This window comes from Sphingobium sp. 3R8, from assembly GCF_020166615.1.
Lineage (GTDB): Bacteria > Pseudomonadota > Alphaproteobacteria > Sphingomonadales > Sphingomonadaceae > Sphingobium > Sphingobium bisphenolicum.
Map to the genome: position 1 here is coordinate 231,573 of NZ_JAIQXR010000005.1, position 20,917 is coordinate 252,489.

General features: G+C 64.3%; 18 protein-coding genes and 1 tRNA gene. 10 read left to right on the forward strand and 9 right to left on the reverse strand.

The features are described from left to right. Positions 1-78 precede the first annotated feature (78 nt). The 7 genes from panB (at position 79) to K9B33_RS07265 (ending at position 6,459) form a co-directional block, all read left to right on the forward strand. Positions 79-951 (forward strand): 3-methyl-2-oxobutanoate hydroxymethyltransferase, encoded by an 873-nt coding sequence (gene panB, locus K9B33_RS07235; protein WP_224547745.1) that lies wholly within the window; start codon positions 79-81, stop codon positions 949-951. A gap of 90 nt (positions 952-1,041) precedes the next feature. Beyond that, positions 1,042-1,740, forward strand: a complete 699-nt coding sequence (locus tag K9B33_RS07240) for a tetratricopeptide repeat protein (RefSeq protein ID WP_224547746.1) — start codon at positions 1,042-1,044, stop codon at positions 1,738-1,740. Beyond that, positions 1,737-3,104 (forward strand): PQQ-binding-like beta-propeller repeat protein, encoded by a 1,368-nt coding sequence (locus tag K9B33_RS07245; protein WP_411973992.1) that lies wholly within the window; start codon positions 1,737-1,739, stop codon positions 3,102-3,104. Before K9B33_RS07240 ends, K9B33_RS07245 begins: the two co-directional genes overlap by 4 nt. Before the next feature lie 126 nt (positions 3,105-3,230). After that, positions 3,231-4,598 carry a ribosome biogenesis GTPase Der gene (gene der / locus K9B33_RS07250; RefSeq protein WP_224547747.1) on the forward strand — a complete coding sequence of 456 codons (1,368 nt, stop codon included), beginning with the start codon at positions 3,231-3,233 and terminating at the stop codon, positions 4,596-4,598. A 4-nt stretch (positions 4,599-4,602) separates the two neighbouring features. Next, positions 4,603-4,815, forward strand: a complete 213-nt coding sequence (locus tag K9B33_RS07255; protein ID WP_224547748.1) for a sulfurtransferase TusA family protein — start codon at positions 4,603-4,605, stop codon at positions 4,813-4,815. Positions 4,816-4,910: 95 nt separating this feature from the next. Next, positions 4,911-5,351: an Hpt domain-containing protein gene (locus tag K9B33_RS07260; RefSeq protein WP_224547750.1), complete on the forward strand. Its 441-nt coding sequence runs from the start codon at positions 4,911-4,913 to the stop codon at positions 5,349-5,351. Between the two features lie 103 nt (positions 5,352-5,454). Further along, positions 5,455-6,459: an LLM class flavin-dependent oxidoreductase gene (locus tag K9B33_RS07265; RefSeq protein WP_224547752.1), complete on the forward strand. Its 1,005-nt coding sequence runs from the start codon at positions 5,455-5,457 to the stop codon at positions 6,457-6,459. On the opposite strand, the gene K9B33_RS07270 is transcribed toward K9B33_RS07265, so the two are convergent. After that, the gene (locus K9B33_RS07270; protein ID WP_224547753.1) at positions 6,429-7,556 is read right to left on the reverse strand and encodes an acyltransferase family protein; all 1,128 of its coding nucleotides are present in this window, start codon (positions 7,554-7,556) and stop codon (positions 6,429-6,431) included. The genes K9B33_RS07265 and K9B33_RS07270 overlap by 31 nt on opposite strands. A 236-nt stretch (positions 7,557-7,792) precedes the next feature. On the opposite strand from K9B33_RS07270, the gene K9B33_RS07275 reads away from it, so the two are divergent. Further along, positions 7,793-9,448 carry an ATP-binding protein gene (locus tag K9B33_RS07275; protein ID WP_224547754.1) on the forward strand — a complete coding sequence of 552 codons (1,656 nt, stop codon included), beginning with the start codon at positions 7,793-7,795 and terminating at the stop codon, positions 9,446-9,448. Between the two features lie 9 nt (positions 9,449-9,457). On the opposite strand, the gene K9B33_RS07280 is transcribed toward K9B33_RS07275, so the two are convergent. The 6 genes from K9B33_RS07280 to K9B33_RS07305 all read right to left on the reverse strand — a co-directional run bounded on the left by K9B33_RS07280 (position 9,458) and on the right by K9B33_RS07305 (position 18,661). After that, positions 9,458-10,909: an MATE family efflux transporter gene (locus K9B33_RS07280; RefSeq protein ID WP_224547755.1), complete on the reverse strand. Its 1,452-nt coding sequence runs from the start codon at positions 10,907-10,909 to the stop codon at positions 9,458-9,460. A 158-nt stretch (positions 10,910-11,067) separates the two neighbouring features. After that, positions 11,068-13,767: a valine--tRNA ligase gene (locus tag K9B33_RS07285; protein ID WP_224547756.1), complete on the reverse strand. Its 2,700-nt coding sequence runs from the start codon at positions 13,765-13,767 to the stop codon at positions 11,068-11,070. A gap of 43 nt (positions 13,768-13,810) precedes the next feature. After that, positions 13,811-15,877 (reverse strand): alpha/beta hydrolase family protein, encoded by a 2,067-nt coding sequence (locus K9B33_RS07290; RefSeq protein WP_224547757.1) that lies wholly within the window; start codon positions 15,875-15,877, stop codon positions 13,811-13,813. Between the two features lie 103 nt (positions 15,878-15,980). Further along, positions 15,981-16,448 (reverse strand): DUF2497 domain-containing protein, encoded by a 468-nt coding sequence (locus K9B33_RS07295; protein WP_224547758.1) that lies wholly within the window; start codon positions 16,446-16,448, stop codon positions 15,981-15,983. Between the two features lie 70 nt (positions 16,449-16,518). Beyond that, the gene (locus K9B33_RS07300; protein WP_224547759.1) at positions 16,519-18,009 is read right to left on the reverse strand and encodes a TolC family outer membrane protein; all 1,491 of its coding nucleotides are present in this window, start codon (positions 18,007-18,009) and stop codon (positions 16,519-16,521) included. A 19-nt stretch (positions 18,010-18,028) separates the two neighbouring features. Beyond that, a complete protein-coding gene (locus tag K9B33_RS07305; RefSeq protein WP_224547760.1) occupies positions 18,029-18,661 on the reverse strand; it encodes a protein-L-isoaspartate O-methyltransferase family protein in 633 nt (210 codons plus the stop codon). Positions 18,662-18,852: 191 nt separating this feature from the next. On the opposite strand from K9B33_RS07305, the gene K9B33_RS07310 reads away from it, so the two are divergent. Together K9B33_RS07310 and K9B33_RS07315 are read left to right on the forward strand one after the other, a co-directional pair. Further along, positions 18,853-18,926, forward strand: a tRNA-Cys gene (locus tag K9B33_RS07310). Between the two features lie 164 nt (positions 18,927-19,090). Further along, positions 19,091-20,287, forward strand: coding sequence for a tyrosine-type recombinase/integrase (locus tag K9B33_RS07315; RefSeq protein WP_224547761.1), 1,197 nt, complete (start codon positions 19,091-19,093; stop codon positions 20,285-20,287). Between the two features lie 65 nt (positions 20,288-20,352). Here K9B33_RS07315 and K9B33_RS07320 read toward each other — a convergent pair whose 3' ends face one another. Next, a complete protein-coding gene (locus K9B33_RS07320) occupies positions 20,353-20,526 on the reverse strand; it encodes a helix-turn-helix domain-containing protein (protein WP_062732997.1) in 174 nt (57 codons plus the stop codon). A 212-nt stretch (positions 20,527-20,738) separates the two neighbouring features. Then, positions 20,739-20,915, reverse strand: a complete 177-nt coding sequence (locus tag K9B33_RS07325) for a DUF2274 domain-containing protein (protein WP_224547781.1) — start codon at positions 20,913-20,915, stop codon at positions 20,739-20,741. Positions 20,916-20,917 lie beyond the last annotated feature (2 nt).

The window sequence follows — 20,917 nt, forward strand, 5'->3', positions numbered from 1 at the left end:
GCGAAGACTGGGGAGCGGCATATCCATGCCGCTCCCCATCCATTTGCGCGCCGCGCCGCGCTGCGGTAGAGCGCGTCCATGTCCACGACCTTCACGCTCGACACCGCGACCAGCCGCGCCAACCCCACGCCCGCGCCGATGAAGCGCCTGACCGTGCCCGCCATCCAGCGGCGCAAGTTCGAGGGGAAGACGCAGGAACCGCTGGTCATGCTGACCGCCTATACCGCGCGCCAGGCCCAGTTGCTCGACCCGCATTGCGACATGCTGCTGGTCGGCGATTCGCTGGGCCAGGTGATTTACGGCCTGCCCTCCACCCTCGCCGTCACGCTCGACATGATGATCGCCCATGGCGCGGCGGTCGTGCGCGGCAGCTATCACAGCGTCGTGCTGGTCGACATGCCGTTCGGCAGCTATGAATCCTCGCCCCAACAGGCCTTCGCCAGCGCCAGCCGGATAATGGCGGAAACCGGCTGCGCCGCCGTCAAGCTGGAGGGCGGCGAGGCGATGGCGGACACGATTTCCTTCCTCAGCCAGCGCGGCATCCCGGTGATGGCGCATATCGGCCTGACGCCGCAGGCCGTGAACGCACTGGGCGGCTATGGCGCGCGCGGCAAGAGCCAGCAGGAACATGCCAAGATCATGGCCGACGCCCGCGCCGTGGCGCACGCCGGCGCCTTCGCCATGGTGCTGGAAGGGGTGATGGAGGAACTGGCCGTCGCCATCACCGACAGCGTCGACGTGCCGGTGATCGGCATCGGCGCATCGGCCCATTGCGACGGGCAGGTGCTGGTGACCGAAGACATGCTGGGCATGTTCGATCGCGTCCCGCGCTTCGTGAAACGTTACGAGAATATCGCGGAAACCATCGACGGCGCGGCGGCCCGCTACGCCGCCGAAGTGCGGACACGCGGCTTTCCTACCGACGATCAGGTGTATCGCCCTAAAATCTAATTGGCCAAAATTTGATTTGCCTGTGGCATAAGCGTCGCTATTGATCGCGCCTTCTGCCCATAGTTTCTGATCCATTTCTCGGAGAATCCCGTGGCCCTGACGCCGCAAAATAGCCAAGCCTTCATGCGCGAGGTGGACGAAGCCGTCCGACAGGACCAGCTTCTGGGCTTCTGGCAGCGCTATGGGCGCTGGATTCTGGTCGCCGTCATACTGGGCCTGGCTGCCTTTGGCGGCTGGCTCTACTGGCAGCATTATAGCAAGATACAGTCGGAAGCGGTGTCGGAGCAGATGGACACGGTGCTGACGGCTGCGGCCGGCGGCGGCACGCCCGACGCCAAGCAGCTCGATGCGCTGACGAAGGCCGACCAGCCGGGCTACCGCGCGTCCGCCCTGCTGGCGCAGGCCGGCGTCGCGTCGCGCAAGGGCGACGCCAAGGCTGCGACCGCCCTCTACGCCGCCATGGCCGCGGATACCAAGCTGGACCAGCCCTATCGCGACCTGGCGCTGATCCGCCAGACCGCGCTGGAGTTCGATACGCTCAAGCCCCAGCAGGTGGTCGACCGGCTGAAGCCGCTGGCCGTCGAGGGCGCGCCCTGGTTCGGCAGCGCCGGTGAACTGGTGGCGATCGCCTATATGAAGATGGGCAAGACCGACCTGGCCGGCCCGATCTTCGCCGCGATGGCCAAGGACGCCAATGTGCCGCAGTCGATCCGTTCACGCGCGCGACAGATGGCAGGATTAATGGGTATCGACGCGGTCGAGATTCCGGCCGAGCCGAGCGAAGGATGACCGAGCGGATGGGAATGACGAGCATGAAAGCATTCGCGCCGATGGGCCGCATGGTAACGATGGCGGCGATGGTCGCCCTGCTCGCGGGCTGCGGCATCGTCGGCGGCAAGAAGGGCGGCCCCAAGACGCCGGTCGTCGGCAACCGCACGTCGATCCTGAGCAACGAACAGGGTGTCGAGGTCGAACCCAGTCTGGCCGATGTGCAGGTCACCCTGCCCGCTCCTTATGTCAACGATAGCTGGTCGCAGCCGGGCGGCGACCCGTCCAAGGCGATGGGCCATGTCTCGCTGGGCGGTTCGCCCTCGCAGGTCTGGACCGCTTCGATCGAGGGCAGCTCGCCCCAGGCGCGGCTGGCCGCCTCCCCCGTCGTGGCGGGCGGCAAGCTGTTCGTGACCGACGCAGGCGCGCATGTCATCGCCTTCGACGCCGCCAGCGGCGCAAAATTGTGGCAGACCAACCTGCCCTCCGAAGGCAAGGGCAATGGCCGCGTGCTGTTCGGCGGCGGCGTCAGCGTCCTGGGCGACCGGGTATTCGCCAGCACCGGCTTCGGCGACGTCTTCGCGCTGAATGTCGCCGATGGCGCGATCGTCTGGAAGAAGCATCTGTCCGGCCCGCTGCGCGGCGCGCCGACGCTGGAAAATGGTCATGTCTATGTGATGGGCCAGGACAATCAGGTGTTCGCGCTCAACCAGTCGGACGGCGAAACCCAGTGGACCGATAGCGGCACCTTGCAGGTTACCGGCATTTTCGGCGTCGCGGCCCCCGCCGCCGCGCAGGGAACCGTGATCGCCGGCTATAGTTCGGGCGAAATCAATGCCTATCGCTATGAAAATGGGCGCACGCTGTGGGGCGACGCCCTCTCGCGAACCAGCATCTCGACCGCCGTGGCCTCGCTGACCGACATCGATGCCGATCCGGTGATCGACCGTGGCCGCGTCTTTGCGATCGGCCAGGGCGGCCGCATGGCCTCTTATGAACTGACCAGCGGCCAGCGCCTGTGGGAAATCAATATTGCGGGCATCTCGACTCCGGCCGTGGTCGGCGAATGGGTGTTCGCGGTGACCAGCGACGCCCGGCTGCTCTGCGTCGCGCGCGCCACCGGCAAGATCCGCTGGGTCAGCCAGCTCCGCCGCTGGCAGAAGGAAAAGAAGAAGGACAAGGCGATCCGCTGGACCGGCCCGGTGCTGGCCGGCGGCCGCCTGATCGTCGTGTCGACACGCGGCGAGATGGTCTATGTCGATCCCGCCACCGGATCGGTGCAATCGACGGTCGATGTGGGGCGCTCCATGTCGCTGTCGCCGATCGTCGCCAACAACATGCTCTATCTGCTGGCGGATGACGGGAAGTTGACGGCGTACCGTTAAGCCGGGAAAATATGCTAAGCGTGCTCCCGCGCAGGCGGGGGTCCAGTTCCTCCGTCTGGACTGGCCCCCGCCTGCGCGGGAGTATCGCGTTTATCGATTATTGAATTTTGGAAGGAACGGGCCTCCATGTTGCCCACAGTAGCCATTGTCGGGCGTCCCAATGTGGGCAAGTCCACACTCTTCAACCGTCTGGTCGGCAAGAAGCTGGCGCTGGTCGATGACCAGCCCGGCGTGACGCGCGACCGGCGCGAGGGCGAGGCGCATCTGCTGGGCCTCGACTTCACGATCGTCGATACCGCCGGTTATGAGGATGAGGACGCCAATACCCTGCCCGGCCGGATGCGGATGCAGACCGAAGCGGCGGTGGAAAATTGCGACGTCGCCCTGTTCATGATCGACGCGCGCGCTGGCATCACCCCGCTGGACGAGGAAATCGCCCGCTGGCTGCGCGCCAACGACGCGCCTGTCATATTGGTCGCGAACAAGGCCGAGGGCAAGGCGGCGGATGACGGCGTCATGGAATCGTTCAGCCTTGGCCTGGGTGAGCCTGTCCCTTTTTCCGCCGAACATGGCCAGGGCCTGGCTGACCTGTTCCAGGCGCTGCTCCCCCACCTGGAGCGGGAGGGCGACGAGCCGCACGAAAAGGAATTTTACGAGGATGACGAGAGCGCCCCGCTCAAGCTCGCCATCGTCGGCCGCCCCAATGCGGGCAAATCCACGCTCATCAACCGGCTACTGGGCGAAAACCGCCTGCTGACCGGGCCGGAAGCGGGCATCACCCGTGACAGCATCGCCGTCGACTGGATGTGGACCAGCCGCGACGGGCTGGAACGCCCCGTCCGCCTGATCGACACGGCGGGGATGCGCAAGCGGGCCAAGGTGCAGGAAAAGCTGGAAAAGCTGGCCGTTTCCGACGGCATCAACGCGGTGAACTTCGCCGAAGTCGTCGTGCTGATGATCGATTCCACCCGCGGGCTGGAGGCGCAGGATCTGCGCATCGCCGACCGGGTGCTGGAGGAAGGCCGCGCCCTCGTCGTCGCACTCAACAAATGGGATACGGTCGAACATGGTTCGGCGCTTTATCAGGGTATCAAGAAGGCGCTGGACGAAGGCCTGGCGCAGGTGCGCGGCGTGCCGATCATGACCATTTCCGGGGCTACCGGAAAGGGTCTGGACGACCTGATCCACGTCGCCTTCGAAACGCGCACCGCCTGGTCGCAGCGCGTATCAACCGGCGTCCTCAACCGCTGGTTCGAAACCGCGCTGGAGGCCAACCCGCCGCCCGCGCCGGGCGGCAAGCGGATCAAGCTGCGCTATATCACCCAGAACAAGACCCGCCCGCCGACCTTCGTGCTGTTCGGCACCCGGCTGGACGACCTGCCCGAAAGCTATCGCCGCTATCTGGTGAACGGCATCCGCCGGGAACTGGGTTTCGGCGCGGTGCCGGTGCGCTTGACGCTGCGCAGCCAGAAGAACCCCTACGCGACCAAATAGAGCGATGGCGGCCGATCCCGTTCCCGTGAACGCCAGGGGCATGAAATGTCCCTGGCCCGCGTTACGCGCCGCGCGGGCGATGCGCGACGCCGGTGCGATCGTGATCGAAGCGGACGACGCGATCGCCGCGAGCGAGCTGGAAGCGCTTGCCCAGGCGCAGGGCTGGACCTTCGCGGCGCTGGGCGAGCATCGGTTCACCCTATCCCGGACCGAGTGATTATCCTCCACAATGGGTGGCTTTCCGCCACGCTTTAACCTGCTGTTTACGCGCCGCGTCTATTTTGGCTTCGCTAGAATGAAGGAGCGGCGTGGGTGTCCTATCAAGATACCGAACTGGTCAGTTGGAGCGAATTTACGCGGACCCGCAGCGAGCTGGGCACCGCTTTTCTTCGTATCCTGGGCTATTTCCGGGAAGATGGCGCCAAATCCATCGGCGCCATCGAAGAGGCATTCCGCGCCCGCAACGCCGCCGCGCTGGTCACGCCCGCCCATACGCTCAAGGGCGAATCGGCGCAGTTCGGCGCCTATCGCCTGAGCGCCATGGCCGAAGAGATCGAGATGGTCGCCCGCCGCTGCGTGGAAACGCATGAAGGCCCGGACGAGTTGATCGAGGTCGTCGTCGCGCTACGTCCCTGCTTTACCGAGACGATGGCGCTGCTCGATCGCGACGCCAACCCGCTGGTCGCTCGCCGGCCCGCCACCTTCGGCCGCCGCGCCGAAGCGCCCGCACAGGGATTTGGCCGGGCGGTCTGAGTTGGAGCCTGGCGCCGCATTGTCGAGCCATTGACCGCAAACGGTCGCCTTGGCCGCATTATAAGTCTTGAAGTAAAACCGACCATGCCCCCATATGGCGGACATGACCCGTTTTTCCCTGCTCGACCTCGTCCCCGTTCGTGAAGGCGACACCGTCGCCACGGCGCTCGCCCACGCCGCGGATCTTGCCGCCCATGCCGAAAGGCTTGGCTATCACCGGCTTTGGGTCGCCGAACATCACGGCATGGCGGGCATCGCATCCGCCGCTACGGCGGTCGTACTGGCGCATATCGGCCAGGCGACATCGACCATCCGCATCGGCGCGGGCGGCATCATGCTGCCCAATCACGCCCCGCTTGTGATCGCGGAGCAGTTCGGCACGCTCGATGCGCTCTTTCCCGGCCGCATCGATCTGGGCCTGGGCCGCGCGCCCGGTTCTGACCAGCGGGTGGCCCAGGCGATCCGCCGAAACCTGTCGGGCGGAGCAGACCAGTTCCCGCGCGACATAATGGAGCTACAGGCCTATTTCGGCGAGGACGAGCGGCTCGGCATCCAGGCGACGCCGGGCGCGGGCGCAGATGTGTCGATCTGGATACTCGGCTCCAGCCTCTATGGCGCGCAACTCGCCGCCATGCTCGGCCTGCCCTATGCCTTCGCGTCCCATTTCGCTCCCGCCGCGCTGGACGAAGCGATCGCCATTTATCGCCGCGACTTCCGCCCGTCGGCCCATCTCAAATATCCCTATGTGATGGCGGGTTATAATGTCTTCGCTGCGGACACGGCGGAGGAAGCGCATTTGCTTGCCAGTTCGATGCAGCAGTCCTTCGTGCGGCTGCGCACCGGCCAGCCGGGTAAGCTGCAACCCCCGGTGCCGGGCTATTATGCCGATCTGCCCGGTCAGGCCCAGGCGATGCTGTCCGATGTGCTGAGCGTCTCCAGCATCGGCACGCAGGCGGATGTGGAACGCGACATCGCCGCCTTCCTGCGCCGGACACAGGTAGATGAGTTGATCCTGACGGGCCAGATTTTCGACCCGGCCGCGCGCAAGCACAGCTTCGCCATCGCCATGGCGGCGGCTCAGACGGTCACGACCCGGGAAACCGCCTGAGGCTCCGGCCGCTTCAACCGCCCACCGCTGAGCAGCGCCGCCGTGCCGGGCGCGACACGGCGCAATCCCGCGCCGATCGCCACTGTCGCGCCCAGCACCATGACAGGCTGCAGGATCAGGTAGAAGGGATAGAAGGGCGTGCCCATCTTCCCGAAAAGCCCGCCCAGCACCGGCCCCAGCAGCCAGATCAGGATCAGGTGGGCGCAGAAGAGGAAGAACATATAAGGCTCGATCCGCAGCAGCATGGGCCGCGCCGGGCTGTCCGCCAGCGCCCAGGCCAGCCGCCAGAAAGCCACCGCCGCCGCCACCCGCAGCGTCAGGTCGAGCGCCCGCTGCGCCACTGGCCAGGCGTCGTCGCCGACGGTCACGGCATGATAGAGTTGCACCGCCATGAGCAAGGCGAATGGCACCGCCATCAGCAGCATCGGCCTGCTCGCTACGCGCTCGGCCCAGCCACCCCGCTGCGCCAATATGCCCAGCGTGAAGAAGACGAGGATCGACGCCCGCATCAGCACTGGAGGGCCGAAGCCGGCGATGTGGCACCCCGCCGCCACCGCCGCGACCAGCCCCAGCGACCAGTTCGGCATCCGCACCAGCAAGGGCGCAGCGACCATGCACAGGAACAGGTCGCGCAGAAACGGCATCTGCACGTTGATGTCCGGGTTGCGGGTCAGGATGAATATCTCATCGATCGCCCACCATCCCGATTGCGGCACCGGCGCTGACAGGCCCAGCCGCCAGGCGGCGCCCGACACCAGAATGATGGCGATGATGTTCCAAAGCACCATGGGCAGCAGGATGGTGCGCGCCTTGCGCCGCACATGCCTGCCCCAATCGCGCGTCGTCTGTGATCGGGCGACCAGCCAGCCGGAGATCAGGCCCAGCAGCGGCACCGCGCTGCGGCCGAACAATTCCATCAGCAGCCAGCGCAGATTATCCTGGCCGCTGCCACGCAGCGCCTTGAGCGCCTCGCCATTCAGGCCGGTCCAGGCATGAACATAGACCACACCCAATATACAGATGACGCGGGCGATCGCGATCGCGGCGGAGCGACGTGCTCCATCTGTTCGGCCATCTCTCTTGGGAATATCGGACACGCGGCCATCCTGATTGTTGCCTAAACCCAATGCCCGAAGTTGATCCATGTTCCTGTGCCGCGCTGCAACTGGTCCAGATCGGACCCCGGCTCAACGTCTCTTAACCTTGAAGCTTCACCCTGAAGCGGGGCTTTGCCAGCCATGAAGCGGTGGAAGCTAAGCCAATCTTTACCTCTTTTGCCTAGAAGCATCCTGTTAACCGGAAGCCGTTCCGGTCCGAGGGACGACAAAGGCTCATGACCCATATGCCGGGCGCACAACATTTTTCATCCCCCGCGACGCCCGTGCATCTCGCTTCGGTCCAGTCCATGGGAATGGTGTTCCAGATCGCCGGGTCCAGTTCCAAGGTGCTGATCGACGCGCAGCGCCTGGCGCTGCTGGAGCAGGATGAAGACCCCTGCACCGCCATGGCAGGCCAGGTCGGCAGCCAGGTGAAGATGCGCGTCGGCAACAGCTGGCTGGTCGCCAGCGTCCGTGCGATGACATTGGACCAGGCGAGCAAGGGCATCGTCGCCGACATCGATTTCCTGGGCGAAGGCGATGAGGAAAAGCTGACCGGCCGCATCTACCGCTTCCGCCGCGGCGTCACCCGCTATCCGACCCCCGGCACCGACATCTTCCCGGTGTCGAGCCACGACATGCAGCAAATCTACGCCGCGGACGACCGGGCGAACGTGGAGATCGGCACCGTCTACCCCACCACGGACACGCGCGCGGCCCTCTATGTCGATTCGATGCTGGGCAAGCATTTCGCGCTGCTGGGGTCTACCGGCACCGGCAAATCGACCAGCGCCGCCCTGATCCTGCACCGCATCTGCGACCTGTCGCCGCAGGGGCATATCGTGATGATCGATCCGCACGGCGAATATGGCGCAGCCTTCGCCAGCAACGGCGCGGTGTTCGACGTCAGCAACCTGGCCCTGCCCTATTGGCTGATGAATTTCGAGGAGCATTGCGAGGTGTTCGTCACGTCGTCCGGCTCCGAACGTACGGTCGACAGCGACATTCTCGCCAAATGCCTGCTGGCCGCGCGGATGAAGAACCGGCTGGCGGAAAGCATCGGCCGCCTGACGGTGGATTCGCCGATCCCCTATCTGTTGTCCGACCTCACCACCATCCTCCAGAATGAGATGGGCAAGCTCGACAAGGGCACCAATTCGCTGCCCTATATGCGTCTCAAGACCAAGATCGAGGAGATCAAGGCCGACCCGCGCTACAGCTTCATGTTCTCCGGCATGCTGGTCGCCGACACGATGCAGGCGTTCCTCGCCAAGATTTTCCGCCTGCCGTCCGACGGCAAGCCCATCTCGATCATCGACGTGTCCGCCATGCCGTCCGACATCACCTCGACCGTCGTGTCGGTGCTGTCGCGGCTGGTGTTCGACTATGCCATCTGGGCGCGCGACGAGCCGCAGCGGCCCATCCTGCTGGTGTGTGAGGAAGCGCATCGCTATATCCCCAACACGACAACCGGGTCGGGACAGGCGGTGCGCAAGATATTGGAGCGGATCGCCAAGGAAGGCCGCAAATACGGCATTTCGCTGGGCCTCATCACCCAGCGTCCGTCCGACCTTGCCGAAGGCGTGCTGTCGCAATGCGGCACGATCATCTCGATGCGCCTCAACAACGATCGCGACCAGGCCTTCGTCAAGGCCGCCATGCCCGAAGGCGCGCGCGGTTTCCTCGATTCGATTCCCGCCCTGCGCAACCGGGAGGCGATCATCTGCGGCGAAGGCGTCGCCGTGCCGATCCGCGTCGCGCTCGACAATCTGGAAGAGCATCGCCGCCCCGCATCGGGCGACCCCAGCTTCACCGAATTGTGGCGTCAGGCCGGCAGCGAGTCCGACATATTGGAACGCACCATCACCCGCTGGCGCAACCAGGGGCGCTAACGCCCGCCGTCAACCCGCCGGCGCGATCCGGCCGGCCGGTTCGGCATCGCTGTTCACCGTCTCACGGCATTGTTCCTCATGCACCGGCACCAGCAGGCGCGTCGTGCGCCATGCGCCGCGCGCATAGACCGCCCATGCCAGCAGCAGCGCCACCGCCGATCCTGCCGGGAAACTCAGCCAAAGCGCGTCCGCGCCCCAGTGCGGATAGCCTAGCTCGTAAAACCCAAGACGCACGCCGAACAGGGTGAAGCACAGGATGACCAAAGGCGCGACCACCACGCCATTGGCGCGCATCACGCCGAACAGGATCATGGTGCAGCCGAACATCATGAAGCTCCAGCTCGCCAGCAACTGCATGTTCCACGCCGCGTCGATCGCCGCCTGGTTGCTGCCCAAAAATAGCGACAGCAATAGTTCGTGGAAAAGCAGGATGATGACGATCATCGCGCCAGTGATCGCCAGCAGATAACCGATGCCATAGCCGGTAATGCGGCTGATCCGGTCCCAGCGCCCTGCACCGATATTCTGCGCCGCCATGGCGCTGACCGCCGCGCCCATGGCCATGGCGGGCATCTGGAGATACGTCCAGATCTGCTGCGCCGCGCCATAGGCCGCCGTCACCAGCAGGCCTTCGCGATTGACCAGCCCGATCATCACCAAGCCCGACGCGGACATGACGATCATCTGCAACCCCATGGGCAGCCCCTTGCCCACCAGCACGCGCATCTGGTCGGCGGCGGGCCAGAGATAGGCCAGTTCTTTGCCCCGCAGCCGCAGCGGCAAATCCTTGGCATAGGTGAAGGCGACCAGCCCGATCAGGCTGACGAAGCCCGCCGCCGCCGTCGCCGCCGCCGACCCGGCGATGCCGAAGGCCGGGATCGGCCCCAGCCCCAGGATCAGCACCGGATTGAGGATCAGGTCGACCGCGACGCTGACGATCATGAAGATGAGCGGCGTGCGTGCATCCCCCGCGCCGCGCAGCCCCATCATCATCATGACGCTGAGCAGGGTCGCGGGCATGGCGATGAAGATGACGCGCAGATAGACCAGCGCGAGGTCGAACGCCTCCGCCGGCGTCGCCAGCAGGCGCAGCAGTGCCGGCGCGCCGATCCAGCCCGCCAGAGCGACGCCCAGCCCCAGCATCGAACAGAAGCCGACCGCAGACCCGAAGGCGCGCCGGGCCGCGTCCAGATCGCGGGCGCCGACAGCCTGCGCGATCATCACGGTCGATGCCATGCCGAAGCCGAACACCACCGAGAACATCAGGAACATGATGATATTGGCGTTGGCCGTCGCCGCCAGCGCCTGCGCGCCCAGGAAGCGCCCGACCCAGATCGCATTGATCGATCCGTTCAGGGACTGGAGAATATTCGACGCCAGCGTGGGAATGGCGAACATCAGCAGGGTCGATGCGATCGGCCCCTGCGTCAGGTCTTTTGCGCCCGGTCTGCTCGCTGCCACTCGCCTGTCCCCATTCAAAACCGCGCGCCTGTGTGGCACCCTATGCCCCCGTTCGGGCTGAGCTTGTCGAAGCCCTTCTCTTTCTTGCAGAAAGAACGGAGTTTCGACAAGCAGCCTGCGCATGATAGCGGCGCTTATGCCGGTTTATCCGGGCCGTTTTACCCCAGCCGCTCCAGCGCCGCCTTCAACCGTTCCGCCTCGGCCGTCTTCTCGGCATGGTCCTCGCGCGCCTTGGCGACGGCTTCGGGCTTGGCCTTCTCGACGAAACTGGCGTTGGACAGGCGACCGCCCAGACCATCCCGCTCCTTCTCCGCCGCGGCCAGCGCCTTGGCGAGGCGGGTCTTTTCCGCCGCGATGTCGATCACGCCTGCCAGCGGCAGGATGAAAGTCGCCTCGTCCACCACGATCTGCGCCGCGCCGCCCGCCGGCGGTTCGCCGAAGGTCAGGCTTTCGACGCGACCAAGGCGGGCCAGCGCCACGCCCTGACGGTCGAGCCTGCGATGGGTTTCCTCCGCCGCGTCGCGCACTACCATCGGCAGCTTCGCGCCGGGCGGCACGTTGAGTTCGGTCCGCGCCGTGCGGATCGCGCTCACCAGCCGGATCAGCCAGTCGATCTCGGCCTGCGCATCGGTGTCGACGGCGGCCAGCGCCTGCGGCCATTGCGCGACGATCAGGGCGTTCGCGCGGTCGCCCGTCAAATGCCATAACTCTTCGGTTATGAACGGCATGAAAGGATGCAGCATCACCAATATCTGGTCGAACGCCCAGCCCGCGACGGCGCGCGTCTCATCGTCCATCGCGCCTTTCGTCAATTCGATATACCAGTCGCAAAACTGGTCCCAGACGAAGTGATAGATGGCGTTGGCGGCTGCATCGAACCGCAGGTCGGCCAGCGCCGTGTCGATCGCCTGTACGGTCGCGACCGTCTCCGCGATGATCCAGCGGTTGACCGGCAGCGCGGCGGCGGGCGCCTCATGGCTGGTCGATGCGGTGACGCCGTTCGACTGAAGGAAGCGCGCCGCATTCCACAACTTGGTCGCGAAGTTGCGATAGCCCTCGACCCGCTTCTCATCCATCTTCACGTCGCGGCCCTGGCTCTCCATCGCCGCCATGAAGAAGCGCAGTGCGTCCGCGCCGAATTTCTCGATCAGGCCCAGCGGATCGACCACATTGCCCTTGGACTTGGACATTTTCTGCCCGTCGGCCGCGCGGACGAGGCCGTGGAGATAGAGTTTCTTCCACGGGACATCGCCCATGAACTCCATCCCCTGCATCGCCATGCGGGCGTCCCAGAAGAACAGGATGTCGAAGCCGCTGATGAGCAGGTCGTTGGGGTAATGGCGCGACAGCTTCTCGCTTTGGTCGGGCCAGCCCAGCGTGCCGAAGGGCCAGAGAGCGGAAGAGAACCAGGTGTCGAGCACGTCGGGATCTCGGATCAGCGTCTTGTTGCCCGCCAGAGCCTGTGCTTCGGCTTCGCTCTCGGCGACATAGCTGTTGCCATCCTCATCGAACCACGCCGGAATCCGATGCCCCCACCAGAGCTGGCGCGACACGCACCAGGGCTGGATATTCTCCATCCAGTTGAAGAAGGTCTTTTCCCATGTCTTGGGCACGATCTCGATCGCGCCGTCGCGCACCGCCTGCATCGGCGCGACCGCCAGCTTTTCGGCGTCGACATACCATTGGTCGGTCAGCCAGGGTTCGATGACCACGTTGGAGCGGTCGCCGAACGGCGTCTGGATCGTACGCGGCTCGAAATCGGCGGAGACCTCCTCGCCTTCCTTGTCCTTGGTGACGTGCGGGACCAGCAGGCCCAGCGCCTTCATCTCCGCGACCACGGCTTCGCGCGCGCCGTCCACGCCATCCTTCTTGAAGCGATGCAGCCCCAGGAAGCGATTGGGGATCAGGCCATCGGCGGTCTGCACCACATTGGCGTCGGCGTCGAACATATTGAGCATGTCGCCGGCTTTGAAGCCCGCCCGCTTGCCTACGTCGAAATCGTTGAAATCATGCCCCGGCGTGATCTTCACCGCGCCCGACCCCAGCGCCGGGTCGGCATGTTCGTCGGCCACGATCGCGAAACGCCGCCCGGTGATCGGCTGGAGAATTTCCTTGCCGATGACCGCCTTGTAGCGCTCGTCGTCGGGATGCACCGCGACCGCCATGTCGGCCAGCATCGTTTCCGGTCGCGTGGTGGCGACGACGATATGGTCGCTGCCATCGGCCAGCGTCACGCCGTCCGCCAGCGGATAGCGGAAGCGCCAGAAGCCGCCCTTCGTCTCGACCGTCTCGACCTCCAGGTCCGAAATGGCCGAGCGGAAATGCGGATCCCAGTTCACCAGCCGCTTGTCGCGATAGAGCAGGCCGCGCTTGTGCAGTTCCACGAAGGTCTTCACGACCGCCTTCGAGAATCCCTCGTCCATGGTGAAGCGCTCGTTCGCCCAGTCCATGGAACAGCCCAGCCGCCGCAACTGGCCGGTGATGGTGCCGCCGCTTTCGGCCTTCCATTCCCACACCTTCGCGACGAATGCGTCGCGCGTGAAGTCGGTCCGCTTCTGCTGCTGGGCGTTGAGTTGCCGCTCGACCACCATCTGCGTCGCGATGCCCGCATGGTCGGTGCCGACCACCCACAAGGCATCCTTGCCGCGCAACCGTTCGTAGCGGATCACGATATCCTGCAACGTATTGTCGAGCGCATGGCCGATATGCAGGCTGCCCGTCACGTTCGGCGGCGGGTTCACGATGGTGAAGGGCGTCGCGTCCGGCCGTTCGGGGCGGAACAGGCCGTTCGCCTCCCAATGGGCGTACCAGCGGGATTCGATATCGGCGGGGTCGAAGGTTTTGGGCAATTCGGTCATGGGAAGGCGCCTTAATATGCCTTCCCATACCATTCCAGCGCTTTTACCGCTTGGTCCACCGGTCGAGCCAGCCCAGCGCCTCGCCATACCATTGCAGCGAGTTTTTCGGCTTCAAGACCCAATGATTTTCGTCCGGGAAGACCAGCAGTTTGGACGGAATATCGCGCCGCTGGAGCGCGGTGAAGGCGGCCAGCCCCTGCGTATAGGGAATGCGGAAATCCTTCTCGCCCGTCACCACCAGCATCGGCGTCTTCCACGCGGCGACATGGTTGACCGGGTTCCATTTCTCGAATTCTTCCGGCTTTTCATAATAGGGGCCGCCATGCTCCCATTCATCGAACCACAATTCCTCGGTCTCATAGGCCATGGCGCGCGCGTCGAATACGCCGTCATGCTGGACGATGCACTTGAACCCGTCGGCCCATTGGCCCTCGATCCAGTTCATCATGTAGCCGCCATAGCTGGCCCCCAGCGCGCAGGCATTGCCGGCATCAACCTCCGCATCCTTCGCCGCGGCGGCGGCGAGACCCAGTTTCAGGTCTTCGAGCGGCTTGCCGCCCCAATCCCTGTTGATGGCGTCGGTGAAAGCCTGGCCATAGCCGGTGCTCCCATGGAAATCGACGATCACCGCCGCATAGCCATGCGCCGCGAATGCCTTGGGATTCCAGCGATAGGACCATGAATCGTTGAAGCTGCCCTGCGGCCCGCCATGGACGAGGAAGGCGACGGGCAGCTTATTGACCGTGCCGCTGGCCGACGGGTTAGCAGATGGGTTTAGGGGCTTGACGATCTGCCCCCAGACGGTGTCGCCATTGGCGCCCTTGAAGCTGAAGCGCTCGACCGACACGTCATCGACACCCGCCAGCCTGGCCGCATTGACGCTGGTCAGCCGCACCGGCTTGCCCTTTGCAGGCATCTTCCAGAAATCGGCGGGCGACTGGATGCTGTCCAGCGCATAGACGAAGCCGCCCTGGGGCAGCGGCACGACGCTGCCAGCATGGCCCTTCTGCGTCAGCCGCACCACCTTGCCCGACGCCGCATCAACCCGGAACACCGGATTGTCGAGCACGTCATTGGCGGTGACGAGCAGCCCCTTGCCATTGGCTTCCCAGGCGATCGACGCAACCGACCGGTCCCAGCCCTCGGTCAGCGCCTTCGTCTCGCCGCTGGCGATGTTGCGCAGCATCAATACCTGCCGGTCGGCTTCATAGGTCGGGCGCTTCATCGCGACATAGGCCAGCCACCGGCCGTCCGGCGACACGGTGGGCAGCGTGTCGGTCGCGTCATTGGCATCGGTCAGGTTGACCGGCGCGGCACTGCCGTCCGCCGCAACCGAGAAGATGTCGAGATTGGTCGACAGCGGCTCGATCGGATTCTTTGGCCGCCCCGCCTCGCGCAGCGCGAAGAAGAGCGTGTTGCCGTCCTTGCTCCAGGCGATTTCCTCCGCGCCGCCGAATGGCTTGGACGGGCTGTCGCCGACCAGCGCGCCCATCACCGACACGGCCGGGCCGCCGGCGACCGGCATCACGAAGATCTGCGACCGCTGGCCATCGGACCATGTATCCCAATGGCGCACGAACAACTGGTCATAGATGCGCCCGCTGCCGGCTTCCTTGGGGGAATCGGGCTTCACGACGTCGATCGTCTTCGCGCCGACCGGGCGGTCGGCCCAAAGCGCGACCTTGCTGCCGTCGGGGCTAAGCAGAAAACCGGCAATGCCGCCGGGCGCCTTGCTGATCTGCACCGGGTCGCCGCCGCTTAGCGCCACCCGCCACAACTGGTCGTCGCCGCTGGCGTTCGACTGGAAATAGAGCGACGACCCGTCGGGCGAGAAGACCGGCACCGTCTCATTCTTGTCAGGCTTCGACGCGATCAGCCTGGGCGTCTGCCCCGCCTTGCTGATGTCGAGAAGATAGAGGTCCATCCGCCCCTTATTGCCGGCCAGATCGGTACTGCGCTGCTGATAGGCAAGCCATTTGCCGTCCGGCGACACGGTCGGCGCGGCGATGCGGTCCAGCGTCACCATATCAGCGGGTGTAAAGGACCGGCCAAGCGCAGGCGCGGTTGCCAGGGCCATCAACCCAAGCCCGGCAAGCAGAAGATTTTTCATGAAAAAGCACCCTCGGATCGGATCGCGACGCGCGGCCCATCGCCGCGGCGTCGTCAGGATGCGAGGGGTCTAGACCTGTGCAAAGGCCATCGCAAGCACAGCCTCAGCGGCCGGTGATACGCGCGATTTCCTTGGCGACCATCTCTTCGACCAGAGCTGGCAGGCGCTGGTCCAGCCAGTCCTTGAGCATCGGCTTGAGCATCGAGCGGACCAGTCCGTCGAGCGTATTGTCCTGCCCGTCCTTGGGCGCGACCAGCATGGACGAGAGGGCAGAGAGCGAATGGCGCGCGGCGACTTCGCTTTCGACCGACAGGATCGAGTCGTCGCCGGGCACGCTCGCGCCTACGGCTGCGGCAGCTTTGGGAGCAGGCATGCTATTCTCCTCCGCGACCTCGTCGGTCAGTTCCAGCACTTCTTCGACCGCAACGGGCACCGGCGCCGCAGCCGCCTTGGCTTCGGCCCGTGTACGACGGGGCGCGGCCTGCACCGCGTCCTCGCCTTCTTCGGCGATGATCCGCTTGATGGACGAGAGTATCTCTTCCATCGAGGGTTCCTTGGTCATGTCACCCATGGATAGTCCCCGTCCAAAATCCATTGCGCATCCTTAAGCTCCAAGATTACCCGGCCGGGTTAACAAGCGGTTAAGGTTGCTGCGAAGCGCGCTCGACATTGGCGTTTTGCGCGGGCGTGTCAACGGTCCGCGTGGCGACGGGCGTCGGCTTGGGATCAAAGCTCCAGTCCAGCCACTTGCCCTTCACCCGTTCATAATTGACCATCGGGTCATAGAGGGTGCCGCTGTCCAGGCCCAGATCGTCGGCCTCGGCATGGCCCATCGCCGCGATCACGCTGAAACCCGCGACATAGGCGTTGCGCTGCGCCGTCACGAGCTGGACCTTGGCGTTCAGCGCTTCCTGTTCGGCGTTGAGGATATCCAGGATGGTCCGGCTGCCGACCGAATTTTCCGCCTGCACGCCTTCCAGCGACAGATTAGCGGCCTCGACCGCTTTCCGATTCGACTCGATACTTTCCAGCGACGCCTGCCAGCTCGCATAGGCCGCCCGCGTCTGGGAAATGACGCTGCGTTCCACCTCGATCTCGCGCTCGATCGCCTGCGATTCGAGCGCCTGATTCTGGCGCACCTGCGCAGCGGGCCGCCCGCCCTGGTACAAGGGAATGGTCAGCTGGACGCCTGCCGACGCCTGCTTGTTGATCTGCGGCCCTTCCACGCTATTGCCATCGGCATCCAACGCGGTTCCGCCCAGCGTATGCAGATAATTGGTATAACCCGCCGTGGTGAAGCCCGACAGCGTCGGCAGCCGCCCGGCGCGCGCCACCTTCACGTCATAGCCTGCGGCGATCCTGTTCTTCTTGGCCGCCAATATGTCCGGATTGTCGTTCAGCGCGACCTGGACCGCGGCGACCGGCGTGGCGGGAAGGCCCGGCAGCGCGGGCGGCGGCTCCAGCGCATCGGGGGCGTCCCCCACCAGCGCGATATAATTTTCACGGCTGGCGATCAGATTGGATTCCGCTATCTGCAGGTCGGACCGCGCCAGCGCCAGGCGCGATTGCGACTGGGCGACGTCGGTGCGGGTCAGGTCGCCGACTTCGAACCGATCGTTGGTCGCCTGGAGATTGACCTCCAGCGCCCGCACGTTGGACTGGTTGAGCGACACGATCGCGCTGTCCCGGATCACATCCATATAGGCGCCGACGGTCTGCGAAAAAATGCTGGCTTCGGTGCCACGCAAATTGGCCTGCCCGGCCTCCACGCGCACCTTGGCCGCCTTCACCCCGTTGCGCACCGCACCGCCCGAATAGATCGGCACGTTCAACTGCGCCTGCGCATTCACGGTCCGTTGCGGAGAAGTGAAGCTGATCGTGGGCTTGAGGATGCTTTCGGAAAAACTGCCCGTCACGTCGACGCCGGGCCGGCCCGCCGCCTTCTGGATCGGCACATTCTCGTCGGTCGCACGCTGGCCCGCGCGTGCGCCGGTCAGCGTCGGGTTGGACGCATAGGCCTTGGCGAGCGCGCCTTGCAGCGTCTCCGCCTGCGCGCCGCTGGTCAGGGCGGAGGACAGCAACAGCAAAGCGGCTGCGGCATGATGCCGATAAAAGGTGCGCTTCGCCGTCATCTGTCCCCGCCCATCATTTTCAGAACACAAATCCCTTGGGCGCGCCGAAACCGGGCAACACCACCATTTCGATATCGGCAAGGCTGCTCAGGCCCAGCACTCCCGCAACCACCCGGCCGCCGCACAGGCGCGTGACGCCGCGATCGACGATCCCCGTCACCACGCGGGCGTCCTCGGCAAGCTGCTGAACGAGCGCCGCGGGAACTTCCTCCACCGCGCCGTCGATGAAAAGCAGGTCATAGGGCGCACCATCGGCGGCGCCGGCGTTGAGCGCGCCGCGCTCGACGGTCACGCCGGGCAGCGCGATCTCCGGACCGCCTTCTTCCTCGACCGCCGTCACCTGTGCGCCCAGTTCGGACAGCAGCGCCGCAGCATAGCCGGTCGCCGCGCCGATCAGCAGCACCTTGTCGCCCGGCGCGACCTGCGCTTCATTGAGCAGCCGCCCCGTTACCAGCGGCGGATTGAGCGAACGCCCCCCGGCCAGCGGAATGGGACGGTCGATATAGGCCATGGCACGGCGTTGCGCGGGCACGAAATCCTCGCGCGGCACCTTCGCCATCGCAGCGATAACCCGCTGGTCGCCGACGTCGCTGGTGCGCAACTGGCTTTCGACCATAGCGGCCCGCATCGAAGAATAATTCTGCTCGGTCACGATAGTTCCTCGCTTGGCACAACTGTATTGGCAATGCAATACACTAAGGGGATCATCGGACCTCTAAATCAGCGGGCGGCCCGCGCCAAGCGGCTTTGCGCGACGGTCGGCAAGAATCTTGAGGCACCTGCGCCATCCCCCGCTTGACTTTGCGTTCAAAGCCGCACATTTGCGGCCACCCACCAGCGGATGGCCCGATGGCGGAGTGGTTACGCAGAGGACTGCAAATCCTTGCACGCCGGTTCGATTCCGGCTCGGGCCTCCAAAATCCTGTCTGGCGACGTCTGCCAACAGTTGAAAAATCCCTGATTTTCGGTAGTTTATGGGCATTCTCTGATTGTCAGTGGATGCCCTTGTTTGCCTGCAATTGCGGATGATTGGGGCCTAATTTGGGGGCCTCAAAAGGCCCCAGCAGAATCGAGGCCCCCAATGGTGCTAACCGATACCGCTATCCGCAATGCCAAGCCCGCAGATAAGCCTTACAAGGTTACTGACTCCCAAGGTTTGTATCTGCTCGTCAATCCAAGAGGCAGCAAGCTGTGGCGAATCAAATACCGGATCGACGGCGTAGAACGGAAACTGTCGCTCGGGGCGTATCCCGAGATTACCTTGGCCGAGGCGCGCGCTGCCAGGGATGCCGCCCGTAGGCAGCTGGCTCATGCGATCGATCCCAACGTAGCCAAACGACAAGCCCGCATTGAGGCGAGCATTCGGGCCAGCAACAGCTTCGCTAGCGTGGCCGAGGAATTGATAGAGAAGAAAGCGCGTGAGGGGTTGGCTGAGCCAACGCTGGAGAAGATGCGCTGGTTTGTGAAACTGATGGGGGCAGACTTCGGAAAGCGGCCTGTCACCGATATCACGCCTCAGGAACTTCTTCATGAACTGCAGAAGCATGAACGACGTGGCCGTTTGGAAACCGCCAATCTGCTGCGCGCCTTTGCCAGCCGCGTTTTCCGCTTTGCAGTCGCAACGGCGCGTGCCGAACGTGATCCGGCGCAACTCCTGATCGGCGCATTGACCACACCGCGAGTCAAGCACTTCGCCGCCATCATCGATCCAAACGAGTTCGGCGCTCTCCTGCGCGCTATCGAGGATTATCAGGGCGATCCCGCCGTCATGTACGCCCTTAAACTCACACCTCATGTCTTCCAGCGCCCGGGCGAACTGCGGCAAATGGAATGGGCTGAGGTTAATTTCGACAAAGCTGTCTGGACGATCCCGGTAACAAAAATGAAAATGCGCCAGCCCCATTCGGTGCCTCTGTCTCGGCAGGCTCTCGCGATACTGCAAGCCATGCGATCCTTATCCGGCTCCGGGCGCTATGTGTTCCCTTCGATCCGCACCCGAGCAAGACCGATCAGCGAAAACACCATCAACGCGGCATTGCGGCGCATGGGCTATTCCAAAGAGCAAATGACGGCCCACGGCTTCCGCACGTCCGCATCATCGCTGTTGAACGAATCCGGCAAATGGAACCCGGATGCCATCGAGCGCGCACTGGCACATATGGTGGCCGGGTCCGTACGTCGCATATATAACCAGTCCGCCTATTGGGCCGAACGTGTCGAAATGGCGCAGTGGTGGAGCGACTATATGGATGAACTGCGAAAGGGCGGAAACAGATGACAGGCCCGCCCTGCCCTACTCAACCGCGGGCATTTTTTCAGCAAGAGCCGTGTAGCGCTGGCGTATCAAGCCATATCTCGGGATTGTGCCAGCCGCTTGATGGACTCAGTGGTCAGCAAGGTTCGCCTACCGATTTTGATCGCATCAAGTTTGCCAGATTTGAGTAAGGCATAAACCGATGACCGACCGATGCCGAGCGCCTTAGCGGTGTCGTTGATAGAGATTGCTAGCACTTCCATGTGCATCTCCTTGCTTATCGATTACCAAGGTAAGCGTGCGTTCCGGCTCACGCGCTGAACCATTGATGCTGGCCACTAGCTAAATTTACGCCTGCGGCCGGATGTCAGAATGCTGAGATTGTCACGATCTTATAAAGCCTTCGCGGTGTTTGACACATGCCGATAGGGAAAACCGGCTCAGTCGACATGCTGTATTTTGTCGCTGCCTGTCGTCATTTACGCCGTGCGGCGAGCCCTGCCCGCGCCTTGGCAAAGCCGCGGTCACTCGCGAGGAAGGCAGAAAGCATATGCGGGACCAAATCGGCGATCGCCTGATCATCGCCATAGGTCTCATGATAGATGGTGGCATAATCCGCCAACGCCAAATGAAGGTCTGGCGGGACGCTGATAG

Coding starts and splice junctions, on each gene's coding strand:
- panB (WP_224547745.1), top strand. CDS start 79: ATGTCCACGACCTTCACGCTCGACACCGCGACCAGCCGCGCCAACCCC.
- K9B33_RS07245 (WP_411973992.1), top strand. CDS start 1,737: ATGACCGAGCGGATGGGAATGACGAGCATGAAAGCATTCGCGCCGATG.
- der (WP_224547747.1), top strand. CDS start 3,231: ATGTTGCCCACAGTAGCCATTGTCGGGCGTCCCAATGTGGGCAAGTCC.
- K9B33_RS07255 (WP_224547748.1), top strand. CDS start 4,603: ATGGCGGCCGATCCCGTTCCCGTGAACGCCAGGGGCATGAAATGTCCC.
- K9B33_RS07265 (WP_224547752.1), top strand. CDS start 5,455: ATGACCCGTTTTTCCCTGCTCGACCTCGTCCCCGTTCGTGAAGGCGAC.
- K9B33_RS07275 (WP_224547754.1), top strand. CDS start 7,793: ATGACCCATATGCCGGGCGCACAACATTTTTCATCCCCCGCGACGCCC.
- K9B33_RS07285 (WP_224547756.1), bottom strand. CDS start 13,767: ATGACCGAATTGCCCAAAACCTTCGACCCCGCCGATATCGAATCCCGC.
- K9B33_RS07290 (WP_224547757.1), bottom strand. CDS start 15,877: ATGAAAAATCTTCTGCTTGCCGGGCTTGGGTTGATGGCCCTGGCAACC.
- K9B33_RS07295 (WP_224547758.1), bottom strand. CDS start 16,448: ATGGGTGACATGACCAAGGAACCCTCGATGGAAGAGATACTCTCGTCC.
- K9B33_RS07300 (WP_224547759.1), bottom strand. CDS start 18,009: ATGACGGCGAAGCGCACCTTTTATCGGCATCATGCCGCAGCCGCTTTG.
- K9B33_RS07315 (WP_224547761.1), top strand. CDS start 19,091: ATGGTGCTAACCGATACCGCTATCCGCAATGCCAAGCCCGCAGATAAG.
- K9B33_RS07320 (WP_062732997.1), bottom strand. CDS start 20,526: ATGGAAGTGCTAGCAATCTCTATCAACGACACCGCTAAGGCGCTCGGC.